27 protein-coding genes are annotated in these 25,204 nt (G+C 74.2%); 14 read left to right on the forward strand and 13 right to left on the reverse strand.

Annotated features, from left to right (window positions below):
- Positions 1-42: 42 nt before the first annotated feature.
- Complete coding sequence (locus CNX65_RS22870) at positions 43-1,035, reverse strand: thymidylate synthase (RefSeq protein WP_096495605.1); 993 nt, start codon at positions 1,033-1,035, stop codon at positions 43-45.
- Positions 1,036-1,622: 587 nt separating this feature from the next.
- Here CNX65_RS22870 and CNX65_RS22875 point away from each other — a divergent pair.
- The 6 genes from CNX65_RS22875 to CNX65_RS22895 are packed head-to-tail and all read left to right on the forward strand — an operon-like array spanning position 1,623 to position 7,046.
- Complete coding sequence (locus CNX65_RS22875) at positions 1,623-2,840, forward strand: ATP-grasp domain-containing protein (protein WP_096495606.1); 1,218 nt, start codon at positions 1,623-1,625, stop codon at positions 2,838-2,840.
- A gap of 15 nt (positions 2,841-2,855) precedes the next feature.
- Positions 2,856-3,779 (forward strand): phytanoyl-CoA dioxygenase family protein, encoded by a 924-nt coding sequence (locus tag CNX65_RS22880; RefSeq protein ID WP_232519963.1) that lies wholly within the window; start codon positions 2,856-2,858, stop codon positions 3,777-3,779.
- Positions 3,780-3,801: 22 nt separating this feature from the next.
- Complete coding sequence (locus tag CNX65_RS35610) at positions 3,802-4,617, forward strand: histidine kinase (protein ID WP_157767802.1); 816 nt, start codon at positions 3,802-3,804, stop codon at positions 4,615-4,617.
- Positions 4,614-5,384, forward strand: coding sequence for an energy-coupling factor transporter transmembrane component T family protein (locus tag CNX65_RS35615; RefSeq protein ID WP_157767803.1), 771 nt, complete (start codon positions 4,614-4,616; stop codon positions 5,382-5,384). The genes CNX65_RS35610 and CNX65_RS35615 overlap by 4 nt, the downstream gene beginning before the upstream one ends.
- Entirely contained in the window at positions 5,381-6,241 is an 861-nt protein-coding gene (locus CNX65_RS22890; RefSeq protein WP_096495607.1) for an energy-coupling factor ABC transporter ATP-binding protein, read from the forward strand. Before CNX65_RS35615 ends, CNX65_RS22890 begins: the two co-directional genes overlap by 4 nt.
- A gap of 10 nt (positions 6,242-6,251) precedes the next feature.
- The gene (locus tag CNX65_RS22895) at positions 6,252-7,046 is read left to right on the forward strand and encodes an energy-coupling factor ABC transporter ATP-binding protein (RefSeq protein WP_198320541.1); all 795 of its coding nucleotides are present in this window, start codon (positions 6,252-6,254) and stop codon (positions 7,044-7,046) included.
- Between the two features lie 42 nt (positions 7,047-7,088).
- On the opposite strand, the gene CNX65_RS22900 is transcribed toward CNX65_RS22895, so the two are convergent.
- The 3 genes from CNX65_RS22900 to CNX65_RS22910 all read right to left on the reverse strand — a co-directional run bounded on the left by CNX65_RS22900 (position 7,089) and on the right by CNX65_RS22910 (position 10,788).
- Positions 7,089-8,333, reverse strand: coding sequence for an MFS transporter (locus CNX65_RS22900; RefSeq protein WP_177154320.1), 1,245 nt, complete (start codon positions 8,331-8,333; stop codon positions 7,089-7,091).
- A gap of 176 nt (positions 8,334-8,509) precedes the next feature.
- Complete coding sequence (locus CNX65_RS22905; protein WP_096495609.1) at positions 8,510-9,757, reverse strand: glycoside hydrolase 5 family protein; 1,248 nt, start codon at positions 9,755-9,757, stop codon at positions 8,510-8,512.
- Positions 9,754-10,788, reverse strand: coding sequence for a LacI family DNA-binding transcriptional regulator (locus tag CNX65_RS22910; protein WP_096495610.1), 1,035 nt, complete (start codon positions 10,786-10,788; stop codon positions 9,754-9,756). The genes CNX65_RS22905 and CNX65_RS22910 overlap by 4 nt, the downstream gene beginning before the upstream one ends.
- Positions 10,789-10,935: 147 nt before the next feature.
- Between CNX65_RS22910 and CNX65_RS22915 the strand changes: the two genes are divergently transcribed.
- From CNX65_RS22915 to CNX65_RS22935, 5 genes are read left to right on the forward strand one after another with little or no spacing between them, the layout of a single operon-like run.
- The gene (locus CNX65_RS22915; RefSeq protein ID WP_096495611.1) at positions 10,936-12,219 is read left to right on the forward strand and encodes an ABC transporter substrate-binding protein; all 1,284 of its coding nucleotides are present in this window, start codon (positions 10,936-10,938) and stop codon (positions 12,217-12,219) included.
- Positions 12,220-12,233: 14 nt separating this feature from the next.
- Entirely contained in the window at positions 12,234-13,169 is a 936-nt protein-coding gene (locus CNX65_RS22920; protein ID WP_096497943.1) for a carbohydrate ABC transporter permease, read from the forward strand.
- A 21-nt stretch (positions 13,170-13,190) separates the two neighbouring features.
- Entirely contained in the window at positions 13,191-14,042 is an 852-nt protein-coding gene (locus CNX65_RS22925) for a carbohydrate ABC transporter permease (RefSeq protein ID WP_096495612.1), read from the forward strand.
- Complete coding sequence (locus CNX65_RS22930; RefSeq protein ID WP_096495613.1) at positions 14,039-16,279, forward strand: glycoside hydrolase family 3 protein; 2,241 nt, start codon at positions 14,039-14,041, stop codon at positions 16,277-16,279. Before CNX65_RS22925 ends, CNX65_RS22930 begins: the two co-directional genes overlap by 4 nt.
- A complete protein-coding gene (locus CNX65_RS22935) occupies positions 16,267-17,544 on the forward strand; it encodes a glycoside hydrolase family 125 protein (protein ID WP_096495614.1) in 1,278 nt (425 codons plus the stop codon). The genes CNX65_RS22930 and CNX65_RS22935 overlap by 13 nt, the downstream gene beginning before the upstream one ends.
- 91 nt (positions 17,545-17,635) lie before the next feature.
- Here CNX65_RS22935 and CNX65_RS22940 read toward each other — a convergent pair whose 3' ends face one another.
- The 8 genes from CNX65_RS22940 to CNX65_RS22975 all read right to left on the reverse strand — a co-directional run bounded on the left by CNX65_RS22940 (position 17,636) and on the right by CNX65_RS22975 (position 21,772).
- Positions 17,636-18,046, reverse strand: coding sequence for an STAS domain-containing protein (locus CNX65_RS22940; protein WP_198320542.1), 411 nt, complete (start codon positions 18,044-18,046; stop codon positions 17,636-17,638).
- Positions 18,047-18,386: 340 nt separating this feature from the next.
- Positions 18,387-18,704: a hypothetical protein gene (locus tag CNX65_RS22945; RefSeq protein ID WP_096495616.1), complete on the reverse strand. Its 318-nt coding sequence runs from the start codon at positions 18,702-18,704 to the stop codon at positions 18,387-18,389.
- A gap of 235 nt (positions 18,705-18,939) precedes the next feature.
- Positions 18,940-19,533: an alkaline shock response membrane anchor protein AmaP gene (locus CNX65_RS22950; protein WP_096495617.1), complete on the reverse strand. Its 594-nt coding sequence runs from the start codon at positions 19,531-19,533 to the stop codon at positions 18,940-18,942.
- Complete coding sequence (locus CNX65_RS22955; RefSeq protein ID WP_096495618.1) at positions 19,530-20,075, reverse strand: DUF6286 domain-containing protein; 546 nt, start codon at positions 20,073-20,075, stop codon at positions 19,530-19,532. The genes CNX65_RS22950 and CNX65_RS22955 overlap by 4 nt, the downstream gene beginning before the upstream one ends.
- Positions 20,072-20,482: an Asp23/Gls24 family envelope stress response protein gene (locus tag CNX65_RS22960; RefSeq protein ID WP_232519964.1), complete on the reverse strand. Its 411-nt coding sequence runs from the start codon at positions 20,480-20,482 to the stop codon at positions 20,072-20,074. Before CNX65_RS22960 ends, CNX65_RS22955 begins: the two co-directional genes overlap by 4 nt.
- A gap of 5 nt (positions 20,483-20,487) precedes the next feature.
- Complete coding sequence (locus CNX65_RS22965) at positions 20,488-20,679, reverse strand: hypothetical protein (protein ID WP_096495619.1); 192 nt, start codon at positions 20,677-20,679, stop codon at positions 20,488-20,490.
- Positions 20,676-21,215 carry a hypothetical protein gene (locus CNX65_RS36355; RefSeq protein ID WP_177154321.1) on the reverse strand — a complete coding sequence of 180 codons (540 nt, stop codon included), beginning with the start codon at positions 21,213-21,215 and terminating at the stop codon, positions 20,676-20,678. Before CNX65_RS36355 ends, CNX65_RS22965 begins: the two co-directional genes overlap by 4 nt.
- On the reverse strand, positions 21,212-21,772 hold the full coding sequence (locus tag CNX65_RS22975; RefSeq protein ID WP_232519965.1) for an Asp23/Gls24 family envelope stress response protein: 561 nt from the start codon (positions 21,770-21,772) through the stop codon (positions 21,212-21,214). Before CNX65_RS22975 ends, CNX65_RS36355 begins: the two co-directional genes overlap by 4 nt.
- Before the next feature lie 498 nt (positions 21,773-22,270).
- Between CNX65_RS22975 and CNX65_RS22980 the strand changes: the two genes are divergently transcribed.
- Positions 22,271-22,486 (forward strand): RGCVC family protein, encoded by a 216-nt coding sequence (locus CNX65_RS22980; protein ID WP_096495620.1) that lies wholly within the window; start codon positions 22,271-22,273, stop codon positions 22,484-22,486.
- Between the two features lie 740 nt (positions 22,487-23,226).
- Here the strand turns inward: CNX65_RS22980 and CNX65_RS22990 are convergent.
- Positions 23,227-24,099, reverse strand: coding sequence for an acyl-CoA desaturase (locus CNX65_RS22990; protein WP_177154365.1), 873 nt, complete (start codon positions 24,097-24,099; stop codon positions 23,227-23,229).
- A gap of 390 nt (positions 24,100-24,489) precedes the next feature.
- Between CNX65_RS22990 and CNX65_RS35620 the strand changes: the two genes are divergently transcribed.
- Both CNX65_RS35620 and CNX65_RS36360 read left to right on the forward strand, forming a co-directional pair.
- A complete protein-coding gene (locus CNX65_RS35620; RefSeq protein ID WP_157767804.1) occupies positions 24,490-25,032 on the forward strand; it encodes a DUF5994 family protein in 543 nt (180 codons plus the stop codon).
- Complete coding sequence (locus CNX65_RS36360; RefSeq protein ID WP_177154322.1) at positions 25,029-25,184, forward strand: DUF6307 family protein; 156 nt, start codon at positions 25,029-25,031, stop codon at positions 25,182-25,184. Before CNX65_RS35620 ends, CNX65_RS36360 begins: the two co-directional genes overlap by 4 nt.
- The last annotated feature ends 20 nt before the right edge of the window (positions 25,185-25,204 follow it).

The following is a 25,204-nucleotide window of genomic DNA, read 5'->3' on the forward strand; positions in this document are numbered from 1 at the left end:
TCTTCCCTCCTGGGTCCGGCGGGCCGGTGGTCGGGCGGGCGGTCAGTGCCCCGCGATGTCCGCGCGGACCTCGGCGCTCGCCGCCGGGGAGTCCACGACCGTCGTGGTGTCGCCGAGCTTGCGGTAGGCGAAGGTGGCCAGGCAGGCGCGGGCGACGTCGGCGAAGTCGGCGACGCACCGCTCCCCCGCGATCCGGTCCACCGCGGCGGTGTCGCCCGCGGCGACGGCCTCGCGCAGCGCGCGCTCGACGGTGACCAGCTCGGTCACGGCGGCCCTGGCCTCCTCCGGGGCGCCGGGGAGCGCGGGCAGGGACGCCGAGGTGAGCGGGGCCTCGACGACCTTGCGGGCGAGCGGGATCTCGTTGTCGTAGAAGTGGAAGGTGCCCGACTGGTGGATGTAGGGGCCGCACGGCACGCCCAGCAGGGCCGCCGCCCACTGGTGCATGAGCATGAACAGGAACACGTCGTAGGGCAGGACGGTCAGGGCCTGCTGGGCGCGCATGACGGTCAGCCAGGTGAGCTTGCCCTCGCGCAGGAAGAGCTGCACGCCGACCGCGCACGGGTACTCGCGGGACTCGCGGAAGTTGTCCGAGGGGTCCAGGACGAGGGCGAACGCGCGGCGGTGGGCCGGGTCGCGCTCGATGCGGCCGAGGACGGCGGCGAGCTGGTCGCCCGCGGCGGTCAGCAGGCGGTGGCCGAAGGCGCCGCTGAGGGTGTGCTGGTCGTCGGAGTACTCGTGGGCGCCGCGCCGGTAGTAGGCGGGGGTCTCCACGTCGTTGCGGCCGTCGAGCGACCAGGCGAGCAGGCCGAAGCAGTAGGGCAGGTTGACCGGCAGCTCGGGGCTGAGGGCCAGCGCGGCGCGCGCGTCCCGCACCCGGAACGTGTGGCCGATCAGCTCGCGGTAGGGCCGGTTCCCCGCGCCGAAGTCGGACGCCTTGGAGAACGGGTCGAGCACCGAGGGCACCGAGGCCCCCTCCTCCAGGATGCTCCGCAGACCCGCGGCGTAGGCGTCGGCGAAGGAGTCGTATTCAGGCACTGTGCTCCACTTCCAGGGCACGGCCGAGCGGCCCCGAACAGCGGCGCACGGGACCTCGACCTCGGAAAATGCGGAAAAATCGGACGCGGACTTCTTCGGCGTATTTCTCTGCTCGGCGGGACCATTACTCCGCACCGCGCGCCGGGCACCGGGGGTCACTCGTGCCCCCGGTCGCTCCCGCCCGGTTGACGCCTCTCACGCAGAAGTGGTCACCACTCCAACGGAACCGACAGTAGCAGGATCAACGATTGGTGCAACCAACACTGCCACGCATTAGCACACCCTCTGAGCTGCACGTTGTCCGAATTAACACGAATTCACAGCATTGCGGAAACCCGAAACCAGCCGTGCTGAACTGCGGAGTTCCGATCCTCCGGAAGGCGTGCGCTGTGCTGTGGGCGACACCTGCCCGGAACCCCGCCGAGCCGGGAGTACCCTGACCGCTCGCACGCACCGGAAAAGCCGTTAACCGGTCCGGTTGCAGCGTTATCGGGAGCGTGCTAGCTTCACCGCCGCATCGATGCCGGAACTTATCGGGAGCATTTTCACGTGATTAGCGGAATCGGCGCGCCCGAGCGCGCGCGCCCATGAGGCGCCTCGGCCTGGTGGGCGTCGGCTTCATGGGGCGCCCCTACCTGGAGGCGGCGCGCGACCTCGGCTTCGGGGTGCGCGTGGTGGAGACCGAGTCGTGGTCGGGCGAGGTGCCCGCCGGGGTGGAGCTCTCCCGCGTCGACGGGCTCGGCGGTGACGGCTGGGCGCTGGACGAGCTGTGGGCCGTGGGCGGTTACGCGCTCGCCGAGTCCGGTGTGGACGGTGTGCTCGGCTTCTCCGAGCCGCAGGTGCTCGGCGCGGCCGTCGTCGCCGACCGGCTGGGGCTGCCGTCGCCGTCGCTGCACGCCTCCGCGCTCTCGCGCAACAAGGCGCTGCAGCGCGGGTGCTTCGCCGCGCACGGCCTGCCGCAGCCGGGGTTCCACGTGGTCGCCGGGCACGACCGGGCCGTCGAGTGGGCCGGGGCCGGGTTCCCGGTGGTGGTCAAGCCGCTGTCCGCCTTCGGCAGCACGGGGGTCAGGCTGGTGCGCGACGCGCGGGAGCTGCGCGAGGTGCTGGCCGCGCGGTCCGGCGAGCGGCTGCTGGTGGAGCGCGCCCTCGAAGGTCCCGAGTACAGCTGGGAGGGCTTCGTCCGGGACGGCGAGGTGCTGTTCGCCAACACCACCGCCAAGGAGACCACCGGGCCGCCGAGGTTCGTCGAGGTCGCGCACCGCGCGGGCCACCGGTTCGACGACGCCGCGACCGGGGCCGCCGTGCGGGAGCTGGCCGAGGGCGTGGTGCGGGCCGCTCGGGTGCGGACCGGGTTGGTGCACCTGGAGTTCCGGCTCACCGCGGGCGGGCCGGCGATCATGGAGGTCGCCGTGCGCACGCCGGGCGACTTCATCCTGGACCTGGTCGCCGCGACCTACCGCTTCGACCCGTACCGGGTGGCCGTGCAGCTGGCGATGGGGGTCGAGCCGGACCTGCCCGCCCACCCCGAGCCGGTGTCGCACGCCGCCGCGTGGTTCCCGATCTGCCCGCCCGGCGTGGTCACCGCCGCCGAGGGCCTGGACGAGGTGCTGGCGCTGCCGCACGTCGCGCGCGCGGGCCTGGCGGTGTCCGTCGGCGACGTCGTCGCCCCGCTCACCTCCTCCGACCAGCGCGCGGGGTACGTGCTGGTGGACGCGCCGTCGCCCGAGGAGCGCGAGGCGGCGCTCGCCGGGGCGCGGGAGCTGCTGCGCGTCACCACCGAACCGCAGGCCGACCCCGCCCGCTGACCCGAGAGGAGTCCCGTGACCGAGAGCACCGCCTTGCCCGAGAGCACCGTCCTGCCCGAGCAGGACCGCGCGCTGCTGCCCTCCGACGACGACGTCCGGTTCTACGCCGAGCACGGCTGGTACCTGTCCCCGAAGCTGCTCACCGACGACGAGGTCGACGCGCTCGTCGCGGCCAGCGAGGAGTACTACGCGGGCAGGCGGGACCGCGAGCTGCCGCTGCGCCCGGAGAAGCTGTCGTACTGGACCCCGGAGGACGGGGAGGTCCAGCGCAACAACGACTACATCCACTACGAGAGCGAGACCATCGGCGCGATCCTGCGCAAGCCGATCATCGCCGCCACCGCGGCGAGGCTGGCGCGGGTCGACCTGATCCGCCTGTTCCAGGCCACGCTGCTGTACAAGCCGCCGCAGCCGGACGAGAAGTCCAACATCGTGCCGTGGCACTTCGACAAGTACTACTGGGCGACCTCCAGCTCGGAGGACATGATCACGGCCTTCATCCCGTTCCACCACTGCGACGAGGAGATGGGCACGATCACCATGGTGGACGGCAGCCACCGGTGGGACGAGTTCCGGGGCTGGGACAGCCGCAACGGCCACGCCGCCGTGCCCGGCGACACCGAGCGGGAGCACCTGCTGACCGAGGTGTCGCGGCGCAACGGGGCCGAGGTCGTGAAGCTGCCCATGACGATCCCCAAGGGGCACATGACGTTCCACCACTGCCGGCTGTACCACGGCAGCGCCGCCAACCGGAGCGACCGGCCGCGCCGCGCGATCTCCCTGCACCTGCAGGACGGCGCGAACGCCCACCGCGACCACCGGTTGGCCACCGACAGCAGGCAGACCGCGTACAAGCACGACGAGCTGCTGCGCAAGCTGCCCGACGGCTCCCCCGACTACTCCGACCCGGAGTTCTGCCCGGTCCTCTGGCAGTCCTGACCCGCGAAGGCGGTCCTCGGTCATGACGGTTCCCCAGTCCCCGCTCCCGACCCGGTTACCGCCGTGGGCGCGCGTCGCCCTCGGCACGTCGGTGGTCGTGGTCACCTACGCCTACCTGATCGCCACCCGCCCGACCTCGCCGCACGGGGTGGGCGGCTCGGCGGCGCTGCTCGCGCTCGGCGGCTACCTGCTGGGCTCGGTGCTCATCGTCAGCGGCGCGATGGCCCGGCTGTCCGCCTCGACGGTGACGCTGTTCCCGGTGGCCATCACCATCAACATCGTCGTCGGCCAGGTGGTGCGGATCAGCGGGCTGCCGGTGCACCTGGACTCCATCGGCACCGTGCTGGTCGGGGTGCTCGCGGGTCCGGCGGCGGGCGCGGCCACCGGCGCGCTGTCGAGCATCACGGTCGGCATGACGATCAACCCCGGTTCGCTGCCGTACGCGGTCACCGCCGCGACGATCGGCCTGCTGGCCGGGACGTTCTCCCGCTTCGGGCTGTTCCGCCGGGCGCCGACGGTGGTGCTCGCCGGGGTGCTGATCGGCGTGGTCGCGGGTGTGGTGTCCGCGCCGATCACCGCGTTCGTGTTCGGCAACGCGGGCGGCTCGCTCGGGCAGTCGGTGTTCATCGCGACGCTCCAGGTCTACGGCAACTCGATGCTGGAGGCCGCCTCCCTGCAGGGGCTGATCGCCGATCCGCTGGACAAGGTCGCGTCGTGCCTGCTGGCGAGCGCGGTGCTGGCGAACCTGCCCGCGCGGCTGCGCCAGCGGTTCCCGTTCGCGCGCGAGCACGACGTGTTCGGCCTGGAGCGGGCGGCGCGGGCGGGGGTCGCGGCGTGACGGCGGCGCTGTTCCGGTCGGGGACCTCGCCGGTGCACCGGCTGAACCCGACGACGAAGCTGGTGCTGGCGCTGGCCGTGACGACCACGGCGTTCGCCATCCCGAACGTGTGGGCTCCGCTGGCGCTGCTGCTGCTCGTCCTGGTGCCCGCCGTGCTGGTGGCCGGGGTGGGGCGGGAGTACTTCCGGCTGCTGCCGCTGCTCGCGGCGCCCGTGGCGATCACGGTGTTCCTGCTGCAGGGCCTGTTCTTCCCCGAGGGCGAGACGGTGCTGGCGGAGTTCGGGCCCGCGGTGGTGACCGAGGAGGGGCTGCTGTTCGCGGCGCTGACCGCGCTGCGGCTGGTGGCGATGCTCGGCTCGTTCCTGTTCCTGCTGCTCACCACGCACCCCGGCGCGCTGCTGGGCGCGATGGTCGAGCGCGGCATGTCCACCAAGATCAGCTACGTGGTGTCGGCGACGCTGCAGATCGTGCCCGCGTTCCGCGAGCGCGCCCGGAGCGTGCTGCGGGCGCAGCAGGCGCGCGGCCTGGACACCACGCGCCGCCGGGCGCGGACGCTGCTGCCGCTGGTGGGCCCGCTGCTGCTGGGCGCGCTGGCGGACCTGGAGGGCCGCGCGGTGGCGATGGAGGCGCGGGCGTTCGGCGCGACGGGCCGCCGCACGTCGCTGGTGGAGGCGCCCGACTCGCCCGCGCAGCGGGTGGCGCGGCTGCTCATGGGCGCGGTCGCGGTGGCCGCCGTGGTCGTCAACGTGCTGGGGGTGGTCCGGTGATCGAGTTCCGGGGCGTGTCGTTCGCCTACCCCGCGACGAGCGGGCCCGCGCTGTCCGAGGTGGACCTGTCGGTCCCCGCCGGTCAGGTGTGCGGGGTGGTCGGGGCCAGCGGCGCGGGCAAGTCGACGCTGGCCGCCGCGATCGCGGGCATGGTCCCGCACGTCACCGGCGGCGCGCTGACCGGCTCGGTGACCGTCGCGGGCCGGTCGGTGGCGGGCACGCCGCTGGCCGAGGTGGTCACCGACGTCGGGCTCGTCGTGCAGGACCCGTTCAACCAGATGTCCGGGGCCAAGTTCACCGTGCGCGAGGAGCTGGCGTTCGGCCTGGAGAACCTGGGCGTGGAGCGCGCGGAGATGGTGCGGCGCATCGAGGAGGTGCTGTCCGCGCTGGGGATCGGGCACCTGGCCGAGCGGTCGCCGTTCACCCTGTCCGGCGGGCAGCAGCAGCTCGTCGCGATCGGCGCGGTGCTGGTGATGCGGCCTCGCGTCGTCGTGCTCGACGAGCCGACCTCGCAGCTGGACCCGGACAGCGCGTCGCTGGTGTTCGGCGCGCTGGACGCGCTGCGCCGCGACGGGATCACCGTCGTGCTGGTGGAGCACCGCACCGAGCGGCTGGCGGAGCTGGCCGACCGGGTCGTGGTGCTGGCCGGCGGCCGGGTCGTCGCCGACGGCGCGCCCGCCGAGGTGTTCACCGACCCGCGCCTGCCCGGCCTCGGCGTGTCGACGACCCGCTACACCAGGGCGGCCAGGCGCGCGGCCGAACGCGGCCTGTGGCCTCGGGAGCGCCCGCTGCCGGTGCTGCTGCCGGAGGCCGTGAGCGGCTTCTCCGTGCCCGCCGCCGCCGACCCCCGAGCCTAGGAGGACCGCCGTGCGAGCGGACATCCACGTCGAGTCGCTGACCTACCGCTACGACGAGCGCACGACCGCGCTCCAGGACGTGTCGCTGCGGATCGACCAGGGCGAGAAGGTCGCGGTGATCGGCCCCAACGGGGCGGGCAAGACCACGCTGGCGCAGCACTTCAACGGCCTGGTCACGCCGACCTCGGGCCGGGTGCTGGTCGGCGGCGCGGACACCGCCGAGCACCCGATCTCCGCGCTGGCGGCGAAGGTCGGGTTCGTGTTCCAGAACCCGGCCGACCAGCTGCACGCGCGCACCGTGGCCGCCGAGGTCGCCTTCGGCCCGCGCAACCTGGGCCACCCCGAGGCCGCGGTGACCGAGCGGGTGGAGCGGGCGCTGGAGGCCACCGGGCTGGCGGGGTTGGGCGAGGCGCACCCGTACCACCTGTCGGCCGCGCAGCGGAAGATGGTGGCGATCGCGTCGGTGCTGGCCATGGACACCCCGGTGGTGGTGCTGGACGAGCCGACCACCGGGCAGGACGCGTTCGCGCTGGAGGCGCTGCGCGAGCTGCTCGCCGACCTGTCGCTGCGCGGGCGCACGGTGATCGCCACGACGCACGACCTGGACTTCTGCGCGGAGAACTTCGAGCGGGTGCTGGTGGTCTCCGGCGGTCGGGTCGTCGCGGACGGCAGCCCGGCGCAGGTGTTCGCGGACGGTCCGGCGGAGCGGTTGCCGCAGCTGGTGGCGCTGAGCCGGGCGCTGGGGTGGGCGGAGCCGGTCGTGGAGGTGGACGCGTTCGTGGACCGGGTGGCGGCCGGGCGCTGACCCGGTGCGGGGTGTGGCCACCGCGTGGTGGCCACACCCCGCTCACGCGCGTTCCGACGCCTCCTGCCGGGCCTTGCCCGCCGCTCCCGCCGCCACCAGCGCGGCCCCCGCCGCGAACGCCCCGCCGAGCGCGCCCCAGCCCAGCGCGCCCCTGAGCACGACCAGGGTCATGAACGGCGGCCCCGCCGCGAGCTGCACGGCCATGCCGAAGTCGAACGCGCCGAGGTAGGCGCCCAGCGAGCGCTCGGGCGCGAGCCGGTAGGACAGCTCGAACGCCCCCACGGTGTGCATGTTCTCCCCCACCGTCAGCAGGACCACGGCGAGCACCACGACCGGGAGCGCCAGCGCCGCCGAGACCTGCTCGGCCGCCAGGAACAGGCCGGTCGCGACCAGCAGCGGGATCAGCGCGCGCAGCACGGTCGCGCGCGCGGCGGGGATCGTGCGCACCCAGCGGGTCAGCGGCACCTGGAGGGCGATGGTGAGCACGGTGTTGACCGCCAGCAGCGGCCCGACCCAGCCGGTGGCCAGCCCGGTGCGGCTGATCACCCACAGCGGCAGCAGGGTGAACAGCACCGAGTCGTGCAGCAGCAGCACGGCGTTGCCCGCCGCAAGGGTGAGGTAGCGGCGGTCGCGCAGCACCGCGTCGCGCTCCCGCTCGTCCTCGGGCCGCGGCACCGGCGCGGCGCCGCCCGGCGCGGCGCCACCGGCCGCGCCCCTGCGCCGCACCAGCAGCCGCACGACGGTCAGCAGCACCAGGTACGACGCGGCGTTGACGGCGAACCCGGCGGAGAACGCGGCCTCGGTGCCGACGGAGACGACGATCCCGCCGAGCAGCAGCCCGACGCTCATCCCGATGTTGCGCCCGGTGCGCAGCACGGCCATGGAGCGGCTGCGGTTCTCCGGCGCCTCGGCCTGGAGCAGGAACACCTGCTGCACGGGCGCGCTGGCCCGGTCGAACAGGCCCAGCGCGCACAGCAGCAGCGCGTACCACCAGAAGGAGGAGACGAACAGGAAGCAGGAGTACCCGATCGCCCGCCCCACCAGCAGGAACGTCCAGATCGGGCCTGCGCCGAACCGGTCGGCGAGCCAGCCCGCGGGTCCGGGCGAGGCCAGCGCGATCAGGTTGGCCACGCCGACGACCACGCCGACCTGGACCGGGTCGACGCCCAGCCGCAGCACGACGAAGACCGGCACGATGGCCAGGAACAGCCCGGTGCCCAGGGAGTCGACCAGGACGCCGCCCGCCAGCACCACCCCTCCGCCCGAGAGCCGACCGGTTAAGCGCACAGCGGACACCTCCACGTGGACGGGCGGTCCACCACGCGGCGGACCGTCCCGTCCCTCACCGTACGACCCCTGTGGCGGGCGGTGATCAGGGGTGGAGGACCGTTCGGGCGAAAGGGATCAAGCGGGCACACTCCGTCCACTGTGGACTGGACGGGGTCCGTTCGCGGTGCGGCGGCTCAGGCGAGCGCCGGGTGGTCGAGCGCGCGGACGCCTCGGGCTCCCAGGGCCTCGGGCGAGGCGGCGGTGGCGCTCGTGACGACCGTGACGGCGGCGCCGCGCTCGCGCAGCTCGTGCCAGCGCTCGAAGACCGCGCCGCCGGGGGCGAGCGCGGCGCGGGACAGGGGGAGGTCGTGCTCGTCGACGTCGACCACGACGCCGACGGTGCGGGGGGTCGGGGTCGGCGCGACGCGCTTCGCCTCGGCGATCAGCTCGGCGAAGCGGCTGCCCACGGGCTTCACGGCGTTCCCGGTGTCCAGCAGGCCCAGGGAGTACTCCAGGTCCTTGTAGTCGCCCAGGTCGCGCGAGACGTCGTGGGAGCACCACCAGGTGATCGCGTAGAGGTCCTCGGTGGTCAGCGCCGCCTGGACGGTGCGGGCGCAGAACTCCGGCATCTCGGACTCGGCCAGGTTCATCGACGGGGCGCCGACCTCCTGGAGCCAGACCCGGCGCTCCGGGTCGGTGGCGAAGGCCTTGGACAGCTCGATCATCCACTCGGCGTGCCGCACCGACTGCGGGGAGAGGGCGCCGTAGCGGGCGGCCGTGCCGTTGAAGATCCAGGAGTGCACGGTCGTCACGTCGCCGAGGCGGCTGGCGTGGACGGGGACGAAGGGGTGCTCGTCGCGGTACCAGAGGTGGTCGTTCTCGCTGTGGGTCACGACGTGGCGCGGGTCGCGGTCGCGCGGGGCGGTGAGCAGGGAGGTGAGCCAGTGGGTGACCTGCTCGGTGCTCGCGGGCATCGCGGCCGGGTTGGGGCGCTGGAACTGGTTGACCTCGTTGCCCAGGGTCAGGCCGAGGAGGTTCGGGCGGTCGCGGACCGCGTCGTAGACCGCGGCGACCAGGGCCGCCTGGGCCTCGACCGCGGGCCGGTCGGTGAACATGTTGGCGCTGTGCCAGTTCACCAGCCAGGCGGGCACGAAGTCGAAGCCGGACATGTGGCCCTGGATCACGTCCACGGCGACGTCGAGGTCGAACTCGGCGGCGACGTCGACCACCAGGGCGACGTCGTCCAGCGCGCGCCGCCGGATCAGGGTCCGGTTCGGCTGGAGCACCGGCCACAGCGGGAAGACGCGCACGTGGTCGACGCCCAGGGCGGCGATCGCCGCGAAGTCCGCGCGGACGACGTCGGGGTCGACGGCCATCCACTGGAACATCCAGTCCTGCGACGGGGTGTAGTTGACGCCGAACCTCGGGGTGCTCGTGGTCAAGGGCTCTCCTCGCGGTTGTTCGGGGCGGGCGCCGTGGACTCGCGCACGAGCAGGCGGCGACCGCTGACGGTCTGGGGAGCGGCGTCCTCGCCGCGGACGAGCTTCTCGAGCAGGGCGACGGCGGCGCGGGCGCTCTCCTCGACGGGTGCGTCGAAGGCGGTCAGGCGGGGGCGGACGATCGTGGACACCCAGGAGTCCTCCCAGGCGATCACCGAGAGCTGCTCGGGGACGCGGACGCCGACCTCGGGGGCGTGCGCGACGATCTCGGCGGCGACGGTCTCGCTGTCCACGATGATCGCCGTCGACTCCCCCAGCCTGCCCAGCAGGTCCGCCACCGGGTCCTCGGCGCCCTTGTCCCACGCCGCGACCCCGGCCCGCACGCCGCGCTCCAGGGCGGCCTCGCGGAAGCGCTCGTCCCTGGCCCCGGTGTGGGCGAGGCCGGGGGCGTCGGTGACGCGGGTGACGCTGCGGTGGCCGAGCCCGGCGAGGTGGTCGAGCGCCTCGGCGAACGCGGCGCCGTCACCCACGGTGACCGAGGTGACCGGTCCGGGGACGGGCGCGCCGAGCAGGGCGGCGGGCGCGCCGAGCTGCTCGACCAGCGCGAGCCTGGGGTCGTCGTCGCGCACGTCGACCAGCAGGAACGCGTCGACCCGCCGCTCGCGCCACCACTGCCGGTAGAGCTGCTCCTCGTCCTCGTCGGGCCGCACGAGGGTCAGCGAGAGCGACCAGCCGAGCTCGGCCAGCGGCTCGGTCAGCCCGGCGAGCAGGCGCATGAAGAAGGGGTCGCGGCCGAACGTGCCCCGCGACCGGGCGATGACCAGGCCCAGGCTGCGCCCGCCCCCGCCGGAGACCTTGCGGCTGGCGAGGTTCGGGCGCCAGTTGAGCTCGTCGGCGGCGGCGCGGATGCGGGCCGCGGTGGCTTCGGAGACGTTCGGCCGTCCGTTGAAGACGTGCGACACCGCGGACGGTGAGACGCCCGCCCTGCGGGCCACCGCCGCGATCGTCACGCGCTTCGTGCTGGGTTCACTCATGGCACCGCCGAGGCTAAGGGCGTTGACCACCGGATGTAAAGCGGTATACCTTGCTCGCCACTTCGATTGTGCACCGCTTTACAAACCCGCCCCCCAACGGCGGTTCCGCGTATCCGGATGACGCTACGAAGCTTCCGAGGAGGGCTTTTGTCCCACTCCATCAGCAGGCGCACCCTGCTGCGCGCCGCGATCGGTGGCGGCGTCGCCGCGCCGCTCCTGGCGGGGTGCGGCGCGTTGACGCCCGCGTCCAGCAGGCCCGGCGCCCTCTCGGTGCACACCCAGCTCAGCGGCGCCGTCGCGGGCGCCAAGGTGTTCGCCGACGCGGTCGCCGCCTACGAGCGGCGGACCGGTCGTCCGGTCGCGCTGCTCAAGAACGGCTCCGACCTGCCCATCGTCTTCGAGACCAGCTCGCTCGCCGGAGCGGAGGCCGACGTCGCCCTGGTGAACCTGCAGGGCCGCACGCTCTCCTGGACCGGCCTGGGGGCGACGATCCCGCTCACCGGGCTGCTCGACGAGTGGGGGCTGCGCGACAAGATCATCCCCGAGGCGCTGGCCGAGTGGACCGACGCGGACGGCAACCTGCGCGCGTTCCCCTTCACCCGCACCAACTGGCCGGTCTCGTACAACACCAGGCTGCTGGAGCAGGCGGGCGCGCAGATCCCGACGACCTCAGACGAGCTGATCGCGGTGGCCGATGCGCTGCGCTCCAAGGGGATCGGGCCGGTGACGGTCGGCGGGTCCGACTGGAGCGGGCAGAAGATGTTCCTCCAGGTCATCCAGGGCTTCCTCACCGCCGACGAGGCCAAGCGGGTGTTCGGCAGCGGCAAGCTCTCCGAGAGCCCGGCCGCCGTCGCCGGGGTCGAGCACTTCGTGGAGCTGCGGGACGCGGGCGTCTTCGTCGACGACGTGCAGGGCTACACCTCCGACTCGGAGCTGACCCAGTTCAACACCGGCAAGGCGGCGATCGTGCCCGCCATGTCGTCGGCGCTGGCGAAGGTGCCCGCCGAGCGGGCGAGGGAGGTCGTCGTCGGCGGCTGGCCCAAGCCCTCGCGCGGCGGCGTGCTGGCGCACCCGAGCGTGATCCGCAGCTTCAACGGCCACGGCATCTGGATCAGCCGCGGGGGCGCGGACAAGCTCGACCTGATCAAGCCGTTCGTGCAGCACCTGTACAGCGACGAGGTGATCGACTCGATGATCCTGGGCTCCGGCCGGGACATGAGCCGGATCACCGACACGGTGAGCGAGGACTTCCCGCTCGTCGCGCAGGCCTCCCGCCTGACCGACCAGCAGGTCTCCCCCGTCATGCTGCCCGACCTGGTCATCCCCCAGTCAGCGTTCGAGCCGATGATCCAGGCCACGGCAGCCGCCTACGGCCCGATCCCCGCCGAACGGATCATCGAGGTCTTCGAACGGGCCTACGCCACGGTGTGAGGAAGGAGCCGACCTTGACCGCTACGACCGACGCCGCTGTCGGCGTCACGAGCAGTGCAGAACCTCCCGCGCCGCAAGGCCTCGCCCCGCGCCGGTCCGCGCGGGACCGCTTCCCCGGCTTCGCACTGCCCGCGCTCGTCTGGTACGCGGTGTTCATGATCGGCCCGGTCCTGGCGATGATCGTCATCGGGTTCCTGTCCTGGCCGGGGATGCTCGTCCAGCCGGGCTTCGCCGGACTGGACAACTTCTCCCGCGTGTTCGCCGACGAGAACTTCTGGACCGCCGCGGGCAACTCGGCGCTGCAGATCGCCGTCGGCCTGCCGGTGATGATCGTGCTGGCGTTCCTGCTCGCGTTCTACGTCGTGCAGAAGCCGCGCGGCCACAAGGTGCTGCGCTACCTGCTCTTCATCCCCGCGCTGATCTCCGCGCCCGCGACCGCGATGGTCTTCTACGCGGTGCTCAACCCGGACGGCCTGCTCAACGGGCTGCTGCGCCCGCTCGGCCTGGACGGCGCGGCCTGGCTCGCCGACCCGTCCACCGCGCTCGGCGCGATCGTCGCGGTCGAGCTGTGGAGCGGCATCGGCTACTCGGCGGTGCTCATCGCCTCGCGGCTCGACGGCGTGGACGCCGAGATCGTGCAGGCCTCGCGCATCGACGGCGCCGGGGACTGGCGGATCGCCTGGGGCATGTACTGGCCCATCGCCCGCGACTTCATCGGCGTGGTGACGATGCTCCAGTTCCTGTCCATGCTGTTCAACTCGGCGCAGACCGTGCTGCTGCTGACCCAGGGCGGTCCGGGCACGTCCACGACGACGCTCTCGTACCTGGTGTACCGCAAGGCGTTCGTCGAGACCGACCTCGGCTACAGCCAGGCGGTCGGCCTCATCCTGTTCGTGCTCGGCCTGCTGGGCATGGGCGCGATCCGCAGGGTGCTCCGCGCGACCTACTGACCCGAACCCGAGGAGTCCACCATGGCCGGGACCGCCCGCCGCCCCCTGCGCGACCGCGCGGGCTCGATCACCAGCGGCGCACTCGCCTGGATCTACGCCGCTCTGCTGATCGTGCCGCTGTACTACTTCATCGTGTCCTCGTTCAAGTCCAACGAGGAGATCTTCGAGTCGCCGCTGGCGTTCCCGAGCACCTGGGACCTCGGGAACTTCACCACCGCGATCGACCAGGCCGACCTGGTGCTGGCGGTCGCGAACTCGGTGCTGACCACGCTCGGCGCGCTCGTGCTGACCCTGCTGCTGGCACTGCCCGCCTCGTTCGCGCTCGCCCGCTCCACCGGCAGGCTCGGCAAGGTGGTCGAGGGCGTGTTCGCGCTGGGCTTCCTGATCCCCTCGTTCGCCGCGCTGTTCCCGACCTTCCTGCTCGCGGCGCTGCTCGGCCAGTTCCACACCCGCACGTTCGTCGTGCTCCTGCTGCCCGCCACCGCGCTGCCGCTGTCGATCGTGATCCTGACGTCGTTCATGCGCACCATCCCGCGCGAGCTGGAGGAGGCCGCCTCGATGGACGGGGCGTCGGCGTCGCAGGTCCTGCGGCAGGTGTACCTGCCGATCTGCGTGCCGGGCATCGCGACGGTGCTGCTGCTGAACTTCCTGTCGTTCTGGAACGCCTACCTGTACCCGCTGATCCTGATCGGGCCGGACACCGCGCAGCGCACGATCCAGGTCGCGCTGCCGACCCTCAAGGTCGACGCGGGCACCGACTACGGCGTGCTGATGGCGGGCACGCTGTTCACGCTGCTGCCGGTGTACCTGGTGTACACGGTGCTCCAGCGGCAGATGCAGCGCGCGCTGGTGTCGGGGGCGGTCAAGGGATGATCACCGCTGCCGAGCTGCCGCTGCCGCACCGGGTGGGCCAGGTCAACCAGCGCCTCAAGGGCTGGGAGGCGCTGCGCTGGGTCGACGGGGCGCCGCGCGTGACCGACGTGCTCCGGCGCGAGGTCGACCGCTTCGGCGGCCTCGGCGCGATCTACGGCGTGCTGCGCGCCGACCCGTGGTCGGAGGTCCACTGGCGCAACGGGATTCCGCCCGAGCGCAGCGCGCAGGCCTGCGCGGCGGTGCAGGAGTACGTGGTGCGCAACGGTTGCGGCGTCCCGGTGCTGTTCGTGGAGGAGGCCCCGCACGGGGTGCAGGCGCTCGGCGCGACGACGCTGCCGGTCAACCTCGCGCTCGGGGCAGGCATGGACGTCGGGCTGACCGAGGAGCTGGCGGCGGCGGTGGCCGCCGAGGCGAGCGCCAGGGGCACGCACGTGGCGCTGGTGTCGGGGCTGGACGTGCTGCGCGATCCGCGCTGGGGGCGCGCCGAGGAGTGCTTCGGCGAGGACCCGGCGCTGGCCGCGCTGCTGGTGGCCGCGACCGTGCGCGGGATGCAGGGCGCGGGCTCGGGGCCGATCGGCGCGGGGCGCGTCGCGGTGGTGGCCAAGCACCTGGCGGCCCAGGGCGCCGGGATCGGCGGGCGCAACGGCTCCGGCGCGCCGATCGGGCCCAGGGAGCTGGGCGAGGTCCACCTGCGGCCCGCGCACGCGGCGGCGCGCGCCGGGGTGGCCGGGTTCATGGCCGCCTACAACGACGTCGACGGCGTGCCGTGCACCGGCAACCGGGGGCTGCTGACGGGCGTGCTGCGGGAGGACTGGGGCTGGGACGGGATCGTGATGGCCGACGGCACCGCGATCGACCGGTTGCGCGACAGCACCCCGGACCCGGCGGCGGCGGCGGCGCTGGCCCTGCGCGCGGGGGTCGACCTGAGCCTGTGGGACGAGGCGTTCACGCACCTCGGGGAAGCGCTGGACCGGGAGCTGGTGGCGGAGGGCGAGCTGGACCGCGCGGTCGACCGGGTGCTCGCGCTCAAGCGGCGGGTCGGCCTGCTGGACGGGCCCGCGCCGGTGGCCGACCCGCCCGCGCCGCGCGACGTGGCCCGGCTGGTCGACCGGGCCGCCCGGCAGGCCGTGGTCCTGGTGCGGGACGACGGGGTGCTGCCGCTCGACCCGTCCGGCGTGGTCGCGCTGATCGGCCCGAACGCCGACGACCTTGACTCGCAGCTCGGCGACTACACCCCGCCCCGGCCCGCCGACGACCCCGGCGCGTCGACCGTGCGCTCGGCGCTGGTGGCGCGGCTGGGTGCGGGGCGGGTGCTGCACGCGCCCGGATCGCGGGTGCGCAGCGCGCTCGGCCCGGACGCGCTCGCGGCGGTGGGGAGCGCGGTCGAGGGCGCCGACGTCTGCGTTCTGGTGCTCGGCGGCACGAGCAGGCGCGGCTACGGCGACGAGTTCGCCGACAACGGGGCGGTCGCGGAGTCGGCGGCGGACACGACCAACGGGGAGGGCGTCGACCTGGCCTCGGTCGCGCTCCCCCTGCCGCAGCTGGAACTCGCGCGCGCGGCCCGGTCGAGCGGCAAGCCGGTGGTGGCCGTGGTGGTCGACGGCCGACCGCGCGCGCTCACCGAGCTGGCCGGGCTGGTGGACGCGCTGCTCGTCGTGCCCTTCCCCGGTCCGAGCGGGGGTGCGGCGATCGTGGGCGCGCTGCTCGACGGCACCGCCACGGGTCGGCTGCCCGCGTCGTTCCCGGTGGCCGACGGGGTCTTCCCGGTGGCGCACGACGAGCGCGTGGAGACCGCGCGCGGGTACGCCGACCAGCGGCGGCCGGTGGGCATCCCCTTCGGCAGCGGGGTTTCGGTCGCGGCGCGGGTGCACGGGACGTCGTGGGACATCACCGCAGGCGAGCTGGCGGGCGGTGGTTCGGTGCGGGTCCCGGTGGCCGTCACCAACACCGGCGGGCGGCGGTCCGCCGTCGTGCCGCTCTACGGCCGCCGCCACGAGCTGGGCGTGCGCCCGCGCCGCCGGACCCTGCTGGCCGTGCGGCGCGTGACGTGCGAACCCGGCGAGAGCGTGGTGGAGTTCGTGCTGGGCCTGGACGAGCTGGGCTCGTGGGCCACCGGGCGGCCGGTCGCGGTCCCGGTGGAGATCGGCGCGTGGAGCGGCGACGAGGTGGACGAACCGGGTGGCGCGGCGCGGATCCGCGTCACCGACGAGGGAGGGAGCACGCCGTGGCAACGGTGAACGAGACGATCGCCGCGGCGTCCGCGCGCGTGCGGGCGGCGGCCGGTGAGCGGATCGGCGCGGTGGTGGAGGCCGCGCTGCTGCGCACGCTGCGGGACACCGTCACGATCGGCGCGGACGGCAGCGCGTTCGTGATCACGGGCGACATCCCCGCCATGTGGATGCGCGACTCCACCACGCAGCTGACGCCGTACCTGCGGTTCCTGCCCGACTGCCCGCCGCTGGCCGAGCTGGTGGCCGCCGTGGTGCGCAGGCAGTTCGCGTGCCTGGACCACGACCCGTACGCCAACGCGTTCAACGACGGCCCGACCGGCGCCCGCTACGAGCAGGCGGACCTGTGCGACGACCCGCGCGTGTGGGAGCAGAAGTACGAGATCGACAGCCTGGCGTACCCGGTCACGCTCGCGCACGCGCTGTGGCGGTCGACCGGTGACACCGGGGTGTTCGACGAGCGGGCGCACCGCGTGCTGCGGGTGGTCGTCGCGCAGCTGCGCCTGGAGCAGCGGCACGACGAGTCCCCGTACCGCTTCGAGCGCCCCGGCGCGAAGTCGACCGAGACCCTGGCGCGCGGCGGTCGCGGCACGCCCGTGGCCGTGACGGGCCTGACGTGGAGCGGGTTCCGGCCGTCGGACGACGCTTGCACCTACGGGTACAACATCCCGGCCAACCTGTTCGCGGCGCAGGCGCTGCGGGCGATCGCCGAGATCGCCGAGGAGGTCCTGGGCGACATCGCTCTGGCCGCCGACGCCCGCGCGCTGTCCGCCGAGCTGGTCGCCGCCGTCGAGGCGCACGGCGTCGTGGAGCGCGGGGGCGAGCGCGTCTACGCGTACGAGGTCGACGGCCTGGGCGGGGTGCTGCTGATGGACGACGCGAACACCCCGTCGCTGCTGTCGCTGCCCCTGCACGCGCCCGACGTGGTCGACGCCGAGGTGTGGCGGGCGACGCGGGCGCTGGTGCTGAGCGACGCGAACCCGTACTACTTCACCGGTTCGGTGGCGAGCGGCATCGGCAGCCCGCACACCGAACCGGGCCGGGTGTGGCCGATCGCGCTGGCCGTGGAGGGCCTGACCGGCACGGCGGCGGACCGGCGGAGGCTGCTCCGGCTGATCGCCGACACGGACGCGGGCACCGGTCACGTCCACGAGAGCTTCGACCCGTCGGACCCGACGTCGTTCTCGCGGCCGTGGTTCTCCTGGGCGGACTCGATGTTCTGCGAGCTGGCGCTGGCGGTGGCGGACGACGTGGCGGAGGCCGCGTGGCGCTGAACCCTGCGGCGGTGAGGAGCGGCGCCGCAGGGATGGCGCCGCGCACCGCTCGGGGAACAGCGATCGGGGAGGACGGGGGTGGCCGAGGGCGCTAGGACGCGTTCGACAGGGAGGACACCGGCGGGCGGGCCGGGCGCCTGCGCTCCGACGGCGCGCGCCGCCGGGGACCGTGCTGGGAGCTGCGGAGCCGGACGTCGGTGACGTTCCGGTGCACGTCGAGCACGAGGTCGAGCTCGGTGAGGGCCAGCGGCAGCAGGACCTGGCGGGTGGAGGCGACGACGGGCATCCGCACTCCGGCCGCGGCAGCCAGCGCGGCGGCCTCCGCCAGGACGCCCAGACCAGCCGCAGCGAGGAGCCGCACGCCGTCGAGGTCGACGACCAGGTCGGGACCGGAGACGCGGATCAGCCCGACGAGGTGCTCGCGCAGGTGCTGGGCGCTGTTCGAGTCGACCTCGCCCGACACCTCGCACACCAGCGCGCGCGGCGACAGCCGTCGGCTCACGACCGTCAGCAGCGGCTGCGCGGGGGGCGGCGGGTGGACGAGTTCGGGCGGTTGCGGCCGGCGGGGATCGTGGGTGGCGACAATCATGGAGGTTCTCCTCACCTGAGCGGGTGTCCGTGCGGTCCAAGCGGGCGAAAAATTGCTCACGAGCCGAGCGTACGTTTGGTCACGTACTTCGCGCAAGGCGCACTGGTTGGAGATTAAAATATTCCCGAAAACCGGGTCGACACAACGCCGAAATCGCCGAAAATGAACCGGGATGTTTTTGACTCTTTGTGAGGACGGGCCGCCTGGCGCACCCGCCCGCCAGGACGGAGGAAGGGCCGCGCCGGGGCCCGCGTCAGCGGCCGGTGGAGCGCGAGCGCCTGCCGCGCCCCACGTTGACCCGAACCCGCCTGCGCCACAGGGGGCCGTGCACAGGGTGGACGTCGGTCGACGCGTCGGGCGCGACCGGGAGTCGGGGGTCGGTGGGCGGGTCCGACCGGCCGAGGGCGGGCACGACGTCGACCCGGTCCTCGGCGGTCCGGTCCTGGGCGGTCCGGTCCTGGGCGGTCCGGTCTTCCGCAGGGCCCACCCGCGCGGGCTCCGCGCGACGGCGTTCGGCCGCCCCAGCCGGATCGGTCGGATCGGCGGTGGGTGCGATCGGGTTCGTGCTCATCTCGGTGTTCCAACCTCCGGCCAGTCCTGCCGGATTCGTGGCGGCTCCCGACCGGGGGCGACCTGGAGTTCGACGTCTGTTTTCCGGGAATTCCGCGACCGCGCCCCGGCAACCGGTTCCCGGTGATTTTCTGGATATCGCCGGACGAGCCAGGCGGGATTTCCCCTCGACGGGGCGGCGCGCCGCGACGCGGCGACCGCGCCGGAGGGTGCGCCCGCCCCGGCTCCCGCGGGGGTCACGTGCCCGCTCCCGGCGGCGGCAGAGCCCCGGTCCGAGGACCGGGTTCGCCGCCGACGTGGAACTCGACGGTCGTGGGCAGCTCGGCCAGGTCCAGAGCCCGGCGCAGCCGGGGCAGCACTCGCGTGACGAGCTCGTGCCGGATGGCGCCAGGGTCACCGCCCCGCCCGGTGCTGATCACCAGTGCCAGGGCCGGGCTCTCCAGGGGGCCTGCGAGGGCGCCGCGCACCGCGCGCACTCCTGGGCAGGCCCCGACCTCGGCGAGCAGCGGGGCGATGGCGGTGCTCGCAGCCAGCTCGGTCCGGCCGTCGACGGCACCGGACCGCCAGGTCGGACTCCTCGGCCCACGGCTCGCCTGCGCGGCGAGCCAGCCCGCGGCGAGCAGCCCGAGGACGACTCCGCAGGCCGCGGTGAGCCACCAGGCCCAGGGCGGTGGCGGCTCGACGCCGGGGACGAGGGGCGCGTCGGCGGGAAGGACGTCCAGCGCGGCGAACCGGGCGGCGAGCCCGAACCCGCCCGAGGCGAGCAGCAGCGCGCCGATCAGGGCCAGCAAGGCCCGGTTGAGCCAGGAAAGCCGGTCGAGGCCGTTCACCGGGTCCTCCTGGCCTTGACCCGGACGCCCACCTCGGGTCTGCCCGCAGGCCCGAGGCGGTCGAGTCGCTCCTCGACGGCCGCGCGCACCGCGTCGGCCAGGCCTGCGGTGCTCGTGCGGTCGGTGGTGACGGTCGCGCTGACCGCGCGGCGGGTGAGGACGAGACCCGCGGCGTTCACGCCGTCGACCGACGCCGCGGTGGCGCGCAGGGCGCGGCGCAGGCTGCGGCGCGTCACACCGGAGCTCACCGCCCGCTCCACGTCCGGGTCGTCGTCGCGCAGCGGCACGACGGTGGGCGCGCCGGGGAGCAGCGCGCACAGCAGCAGGACCGCGCCGAGCAGCGCGCAGGCGGCGGCGGCGAGCGTCACGACCGGGTCGGTCCAGCGCGCGCCGTGCAGCGCGGCGAACAGCGCGCCCGTCTCGATCCACGGGGTGAGACCGAGGATGCGGCGCGCCGCCACGGTGGTGACGACCGCGCAGGCGGCGAGGACGGCCAGCGCCACGAGCACGGCCGGTGCGCTCCGGCGCGAGGAGCGCTTCACCGGACCCTCCCCGCAGGCGTGCCTGTCGGGTGCAGCGCGGTGACGGTGATGTCGACCGGGGAGGCGGTCAGGCCGGTCAGGTCCCGGACCCGGCGCACCAAGTGGGCTCGCACCTGCTCGGTGGTGCGGCGCACCGACGCCGGGTAGCCGAGCGACAACCGCACGTCGAGCGCGACGACCGCGCCTGCGACGTCTGCGGTGACCCGGACGTCCTCGTCCGCCTCCTCCGCGCCCACGGCGACGCCGAGCAGGCGGTAGGCCGACCCGCCGACGCCGTCGACCTCGGCGGCGGCGCGCGCGGCGACCCGCGCCACCGCCGCGTCGCTGATGGTGAGGCGGCCCCGCTCCGCCGGGTCGTGCCCGGCGCCGGTGCGCACGCCGCCCGTGGTGACGCCGTCGGTGGTCACGGCGGTCACCAGCGGTCGCGGCGGGGCCGCGCGGGCTGGGACGGCGCGGAGAGGTCGAGCTGCCCGTCGAGGACCCGGCCGACCGCGACCCCGGCCGCGCCGAGGAGCAGCACGACGAGGAAGGCCGCGAAACCGCCGAAGGCGGCCGCGAAACCGAGCGCGAGGCCGGTGAGCAGGCCGGTGGTGGTGGAGTTCACGGTGCCGTCCTTGGTGTGGTGGCCGGTGCGGGCCGGGTGGGCGCCCGGACCGGGGGCGGGGTGGGTGGGGGTGCGCCGGGAGGGGAGGAGCCTGCCAGGCGGGCGTCGGCTGGGCGGGCGACGGGCAGCGGCGCGCCGGGCGGGTGGGCGACCGGCGAGAGCACGTCGGGCGGGGAGGCGTCGGGCAGCGGTGTGACCGGCGGGCGGGCGTCGGCTGGGTGGGCGCCGGACGAAGGTGTGGTGAGCGGAGGTGCGCCGGGGAGTGCGACGTCGCCGATCCACACCTGCACCGGTGTCGCCCCGCCGACGGCGCGGGCGACGGCGGCGCGGACGGCGGCGTCGACCTCGGCGGTGGTGGCCGGGTAGCGCGCGACGACCCCGACCGCGATCTCGCCGGGTCGGACGCGGACGCCGTCCACGCGGTGACCGGGCAGGAGGGTGGCGATCTCGCCGTACCGCCCGCTGTGCGGTCCCGCCACCTGCGGCAGGGCGCGCACAGCGGTGGCGATCAGCGTCGCCTCGGTCTCGGGTGTCACCGCACCCGGCTGGTTTCCGGCGTCCGGTCGCCCTCGTCCTCGCCGGGGATGTGGACGTCGGTGACCGCGATGTTGACCTCGACGACCTCCAGACCGGTCATCTGCTCCACCGCGCCGATGACGTTGCGGCGGACCGAGCGGGCCAGGTCCGTGATGGACACGCCGTACTCGACGAGGACGTGCAGGTCGACAGCGGCCTGCCGCTCGCCGACCTCGACCGAGACGCCCTGCCCGGCCGAGGCCGTGGCGCCGGGGATGCGCTCGCGGAGCGAGCTGAACGCGCGCGCCGCACCGCCACCGCCCAGCGCGTGCACGCCGGAGACCTCGCGCGTCGCCAGCCCGGCGATCTTCTGGACCACCGTGTCGGCGACGGTGGTCGCCCCCCGCGTGGTCGAGCCCTGCTCACCGTGCGGGGTCCCGACGTGGGGGATTCCGGTTTCGGCGATCCCTGTGCCCGCGTTCCCGGTGTCGGCGCTCCGAGGGCCCGCGTTCTGGGAACTCGCGTTCTGGGCGAGCGGTTTGCCCGCGGCGGGATTGGTCGTGGTGGGGTTCGTCATGGGGGTCTCCTCGACCTCGTGTCGGGTGGCGGCGGGCGCGATCGGCGCCCGCGCCTCCACTCCGTGGGGCTGGTGTGCCGGGAGCGTCAGCTCGACCGGCGTGGTCCCGGTCCTCGACCCGGTCGCCGTGCGGGCGGCGGGGGAAGACCTCGTGGGGGTGTGGGCAGGCGGGCCTCCCGTTGTCCGGTGTCGCCGGGGTCCGGGGCGGCTGCTGTGCGCACCGGATGCCCCTTCCCCTGGCTCGCAAACACCGCGGCCGGTGGCGTACGGGTGGTTGGCGGGTGCGCCTGGCTCGGTGCGGGACCGGCGGAAGGCCTTGGGGGGACTGCTGATCCGGATGTCGGGGTACCGTGGGTGGCACCGCCCCGGTCCCCGGCGGAGTCGAATGGAACCGGGACGCTCCTGAAGCAGCCCTCTTGCGGCCCAAGGACTTCGGGGAAGTAGCACCGGGCACAGAGCAGATCTCACGCGAAGGGCTCGACAGTGCGAAGACTTGACGTGACCAGGGGCGCTCCGGCGCCCGACGAGACCGGGCAGGACGAGGCAGGCTGCCCGGCGTGCCCCCACCCGGCGCGGGCGCACGACACCCTCGCGCGGCGGTTCTGCTCCGCGACCCTGGCGGGCGCCCCGCGCCGGGGTTGCGTGTGCTCGGGCGGGACCGGTGGCGCGACCTACGGCCGCTCACCAGGGGGGAGCATCAGCGATCGGGCGTGAGGCGACCGCTCAAAGGCCCGCGCGCAGGCGGCGTGCCGCCTGCGCGCGGTCACGGAGGACGGCGGGACGACGTCAGCGCCCGGACCGACACGGGTGCGGCCGGCGGGGCCCCTGCCTTCGGCGACGAGGGGCGGATGCCGTGGTGGGAGTTGGTGCTCGTGGAGAACCTCCTTGGTGGAGAAGGACATCCGCTGGGTCCCGGCGGCCGGGAAAGCTCAAGGTTTTTTGAGGGTGTCCCCGGCGGCATCGCCGCACGAGGTGGAACCGGGGAGGTCGTGCTCGGTTGGCGCGGGCACCAACCTCAGCGGGCGATCTCCGCCCACCCCCGAGCGCGACCCGGCACGGGTCACCTGCCGGGCAGGCTCGTCGCGGACCTCGCTGAGCCCGTCGAGCGGGTCGCCCTTCGAGGACGTGGTTACGAGGCGCAGGCGAGGGCTCCGGGTGATCCGGCGCTCCGGAGCGGCCCGCTGCCCGGTGTCCGGGCGGTCCTGCGGAGTGGACTCCGTCTCCTCCCGGTGCGGGCGCGGGCGCGAACCGAGCGCGGGCAGGCGCCGCGAGGCCGGGGAACGCTCCGCAGCCGGGAATCCGGTGACGAGGCTGAGTCGACGGGTGAGGGTCGTTTCGCCTTCGGGGAGTTCACGCATCCGCTTTCCGTCCTTCGTGGGTTCGTCGTCGGACCGGGCGCGCCCCGGTCCGCGCGGGAACGCCGAGCGCGGTCGGGGGGCGGAGCCCGACCTCGCTCAGCGCACAGGGGACTTGAGCTTGCGGGCCAGGCGCTCCGGCTTGGGCCAGCGGATCCCGGTGGCCCAGCCGAGCTTGCCGAGCACCCAGATCAGCCGGGCGGAGATGTCGACCTGCCCCCGGCCGACGCCGTGGCGGGCGCAGGTCGGGTCGGCGTGGTGGGAGTTGTGCCAGGACTCCCCCATCGACACGATCGCCAGCGGCCAGAAGTTGGCGGACCTGTCGCGCGAGGTGAAGGGCCGGTCGCCGATCATGTGGCAGATCGAGTTCACCGACCAGGTGACGTGGTGCAGCACGGCGACGCGCACCAGTCCCGCCCAGAAGAACGCGGTCAGCGCGCCCCACCAGCTCCACGTGATCAATCCGCCCGCCAGCGCGGGCGCGAGCAGCGTGACGGCGGTCAGCGCCGGGAACCACCGGTGGACGCGCTGGATGTCGGCGTCGGCGAGCAGGTCGGGGGCGAAGCGGGCGGCGTTCGTCAGCTCCCGCTCGAAGATCCAGCCCATGTGGGCGTGCCAGAACCCCTTGGCGAGCGCGGTGGCCGAGGTGCCGAACAGCCACGGCGAGTGCGGGTCGCCCTCGCGGTCGGCGTGGGCGTGGTGGCGGCGGTGGTCGGCCACCCAGGCGATGACCGGGCCCTGCACGGCCATGCTGCCGGTCACCGCGAGCGCGATCCGCAGCGGGCGGGCAGCCTTGAACGCGCCGTGGGTGAAGTAGCGGTGGAAGCCCACCGTCACCCCCAGGCAGGTGATCGAGTAGAAGAGCACGGCGAGGCCGACGTCGACCCACCCGAGCCCCCAGCCCCAGGCCAGGGGTACCGCGGCGGCGAGCGCCAGCGCCGGGACCACGGCGAACAGCTTGACGAGGAACATCTCGGACGCCGACTTCCCGCCCGCCACCAGGGGTGGTGGCGCCGCGCTCGTCCTGGCGGTGATCGGTCTGGCTGCACTGCTCACGTTCGAACCTCCGGGACGGTGTTCGTTCTGCGTCGCCGGGGTCCGGGGCGGGTCGCGGTGGCGGGGGCGTCGGGCTGCCCCGGCTGGCCATCGCGGCGGTGGAGTACCCGTGCGGTGCGGCGGCAAACCGGAGCCGCCGGAATTGGTGGAATCCGCGGAACCGGGACGGTTCCGCACCGTTCGCCCAGCGCGGCGGGGTGTACGGTCGGGTCACCGAGAACATTTCGCACAGGGGCGGTAGAGCCCGTGTCGTGCTCGGCGAACCGCGAAACCGGCTTCTTCCCGGCCGGAGACGGGAGTTCCGGTATGACGCCGGTTCCCCAGACCACAGCCCCACCCGCCACCGAGCGGCACCACCCCCAGCGACTGCGGTTGCGCCCCAAGGACCCCGTGACGGGGCACGTGGACGGCGCCTGGTGGCCGGGTTCGCGAGACCTCGTCACCGAGCTGCCCGCGCTGCTCTCCACCACGGCGGTGCGGACGGGCGAGATCGCGCGGGTGAGCTACTCCCTGCCGGAGTGGGACCCCGCGCCCCGCCGGGTCGCGCACGAGGACCGGCGAATCCGGTTGGAGGGGTTCAACTGGCAGTCCGCGCACACCGTGGACCTGATCGCGGTGGACGGGCGCCGCCTCACCCTGCTCGTCGTGCCCGCGACCACCGACCCGACCCACGCGCGCCGGACCATGTCGCTCGCCGTCGAGCGCGACAACACCCGGACCGCGGGCGAACTGCTCGCGGCGGGCGCGACAGCGGCCCCACCGGCGACGGATCCGTCCCAGCACGCCTTGGCGGGCTGGGAGGCCGAAGGCGGTCGTCGGCAGGAGCGCGGGAGCAGGTGGACCCCGTGACCGCGCAGGCCCACGTGTCCTCGTACGAGCGCAGGCTGGCGCTGGTCGAGCAGGCGCTGTCGGCGCACTCCGCGATCAAGACGAAGGACGCGCGAGAGGTCGCGGTGCGCGTGCTGGAGGCGCTGGACCGCATCCCGGAGAAGGTGCGCTGATCGCGGGCGGGTGATCGGCG

The organism is Actinosynnema pretiosum, from assembly GCF_002354875.1.
GTDB lineage: Bacteria > Actinomycetota > Actinomycetes > Mycobacteriales > Pseudonocardiaceae > Actinosynnema > Actinosynnema auranticum.

What these genes read in the sequence shown, in the direction of transcription:
- CNX65_RS22875 (WP_096495606.1), top strand. Translation starts at nt 1,623, where the DNA reads ATGAGGCGCCTCGGCCTGGTGGGCGTCGGCTTCATGGGGCGCCCCTAC.
- CNX65_RS35610 (WP_157767802.1), top strand. Translation starts at nt 3,802, where the DNA reads ATGACGGTTCCCCAGTCCCCGCTCCCGACCCGGTTACCGCCGTGGGCG.
- CNX65_RS22910 (WP_096495610.1), bottom strand. Translation starts at nt 10,788, where the DNA reads ATGAGTGAACCCAGCACGAAGCGCGTGACGATCGCGGCGGTGGCCCGC.
- CNX65_RS22925 (WP_096495612.1), top strand. Translation starts at nt 13,191, where the DNA reads ATGGCCGGGACCGCCCGCCGCCCCCTGCGCGACCGCGCGGGCTCGATC.
- CNX65_RS22930 (WP_096495613.1), top strand. Translation starts at nt 14,039, where the DNA reads ATGATCACCGCTGCCGAGCTGCCGCTGCCGCACCGGGTGGGCCAGGTC.
- CNX65_RS22945 (WP_096495616.1), bottom strand. Translation starts at nt 18,704, where the DNA reads ATGAGCACGAACCCGATCGCACCCACCGCCGATCCGACCGATCCGGCT.
- CNX65_RS22975 (WP_232519965.1), bottom strand. Translation starts at nt 21,772, where the DNA reads ATGACGAACCCCACCACGACCAATCCCGCCGCGGGCAAACCGCTCGCC.
- CNX65_RS22990 (WP_177154365.1), bottom strand. Translation starts at nt 24,099, where the DNA reads ATGTTCCTCGTCAAGCTGTTCGCCGTGGTCCCGGCGCTGGCGCTCGCC.
- CNX65_RS35620 (WP_157767804.1), top strand. Translation starts at nt 24,490, where the DNA reads ATGACGCCGGTTCCCCAGACCACAGCCCCACCCGCCACCGAGCGGCAC.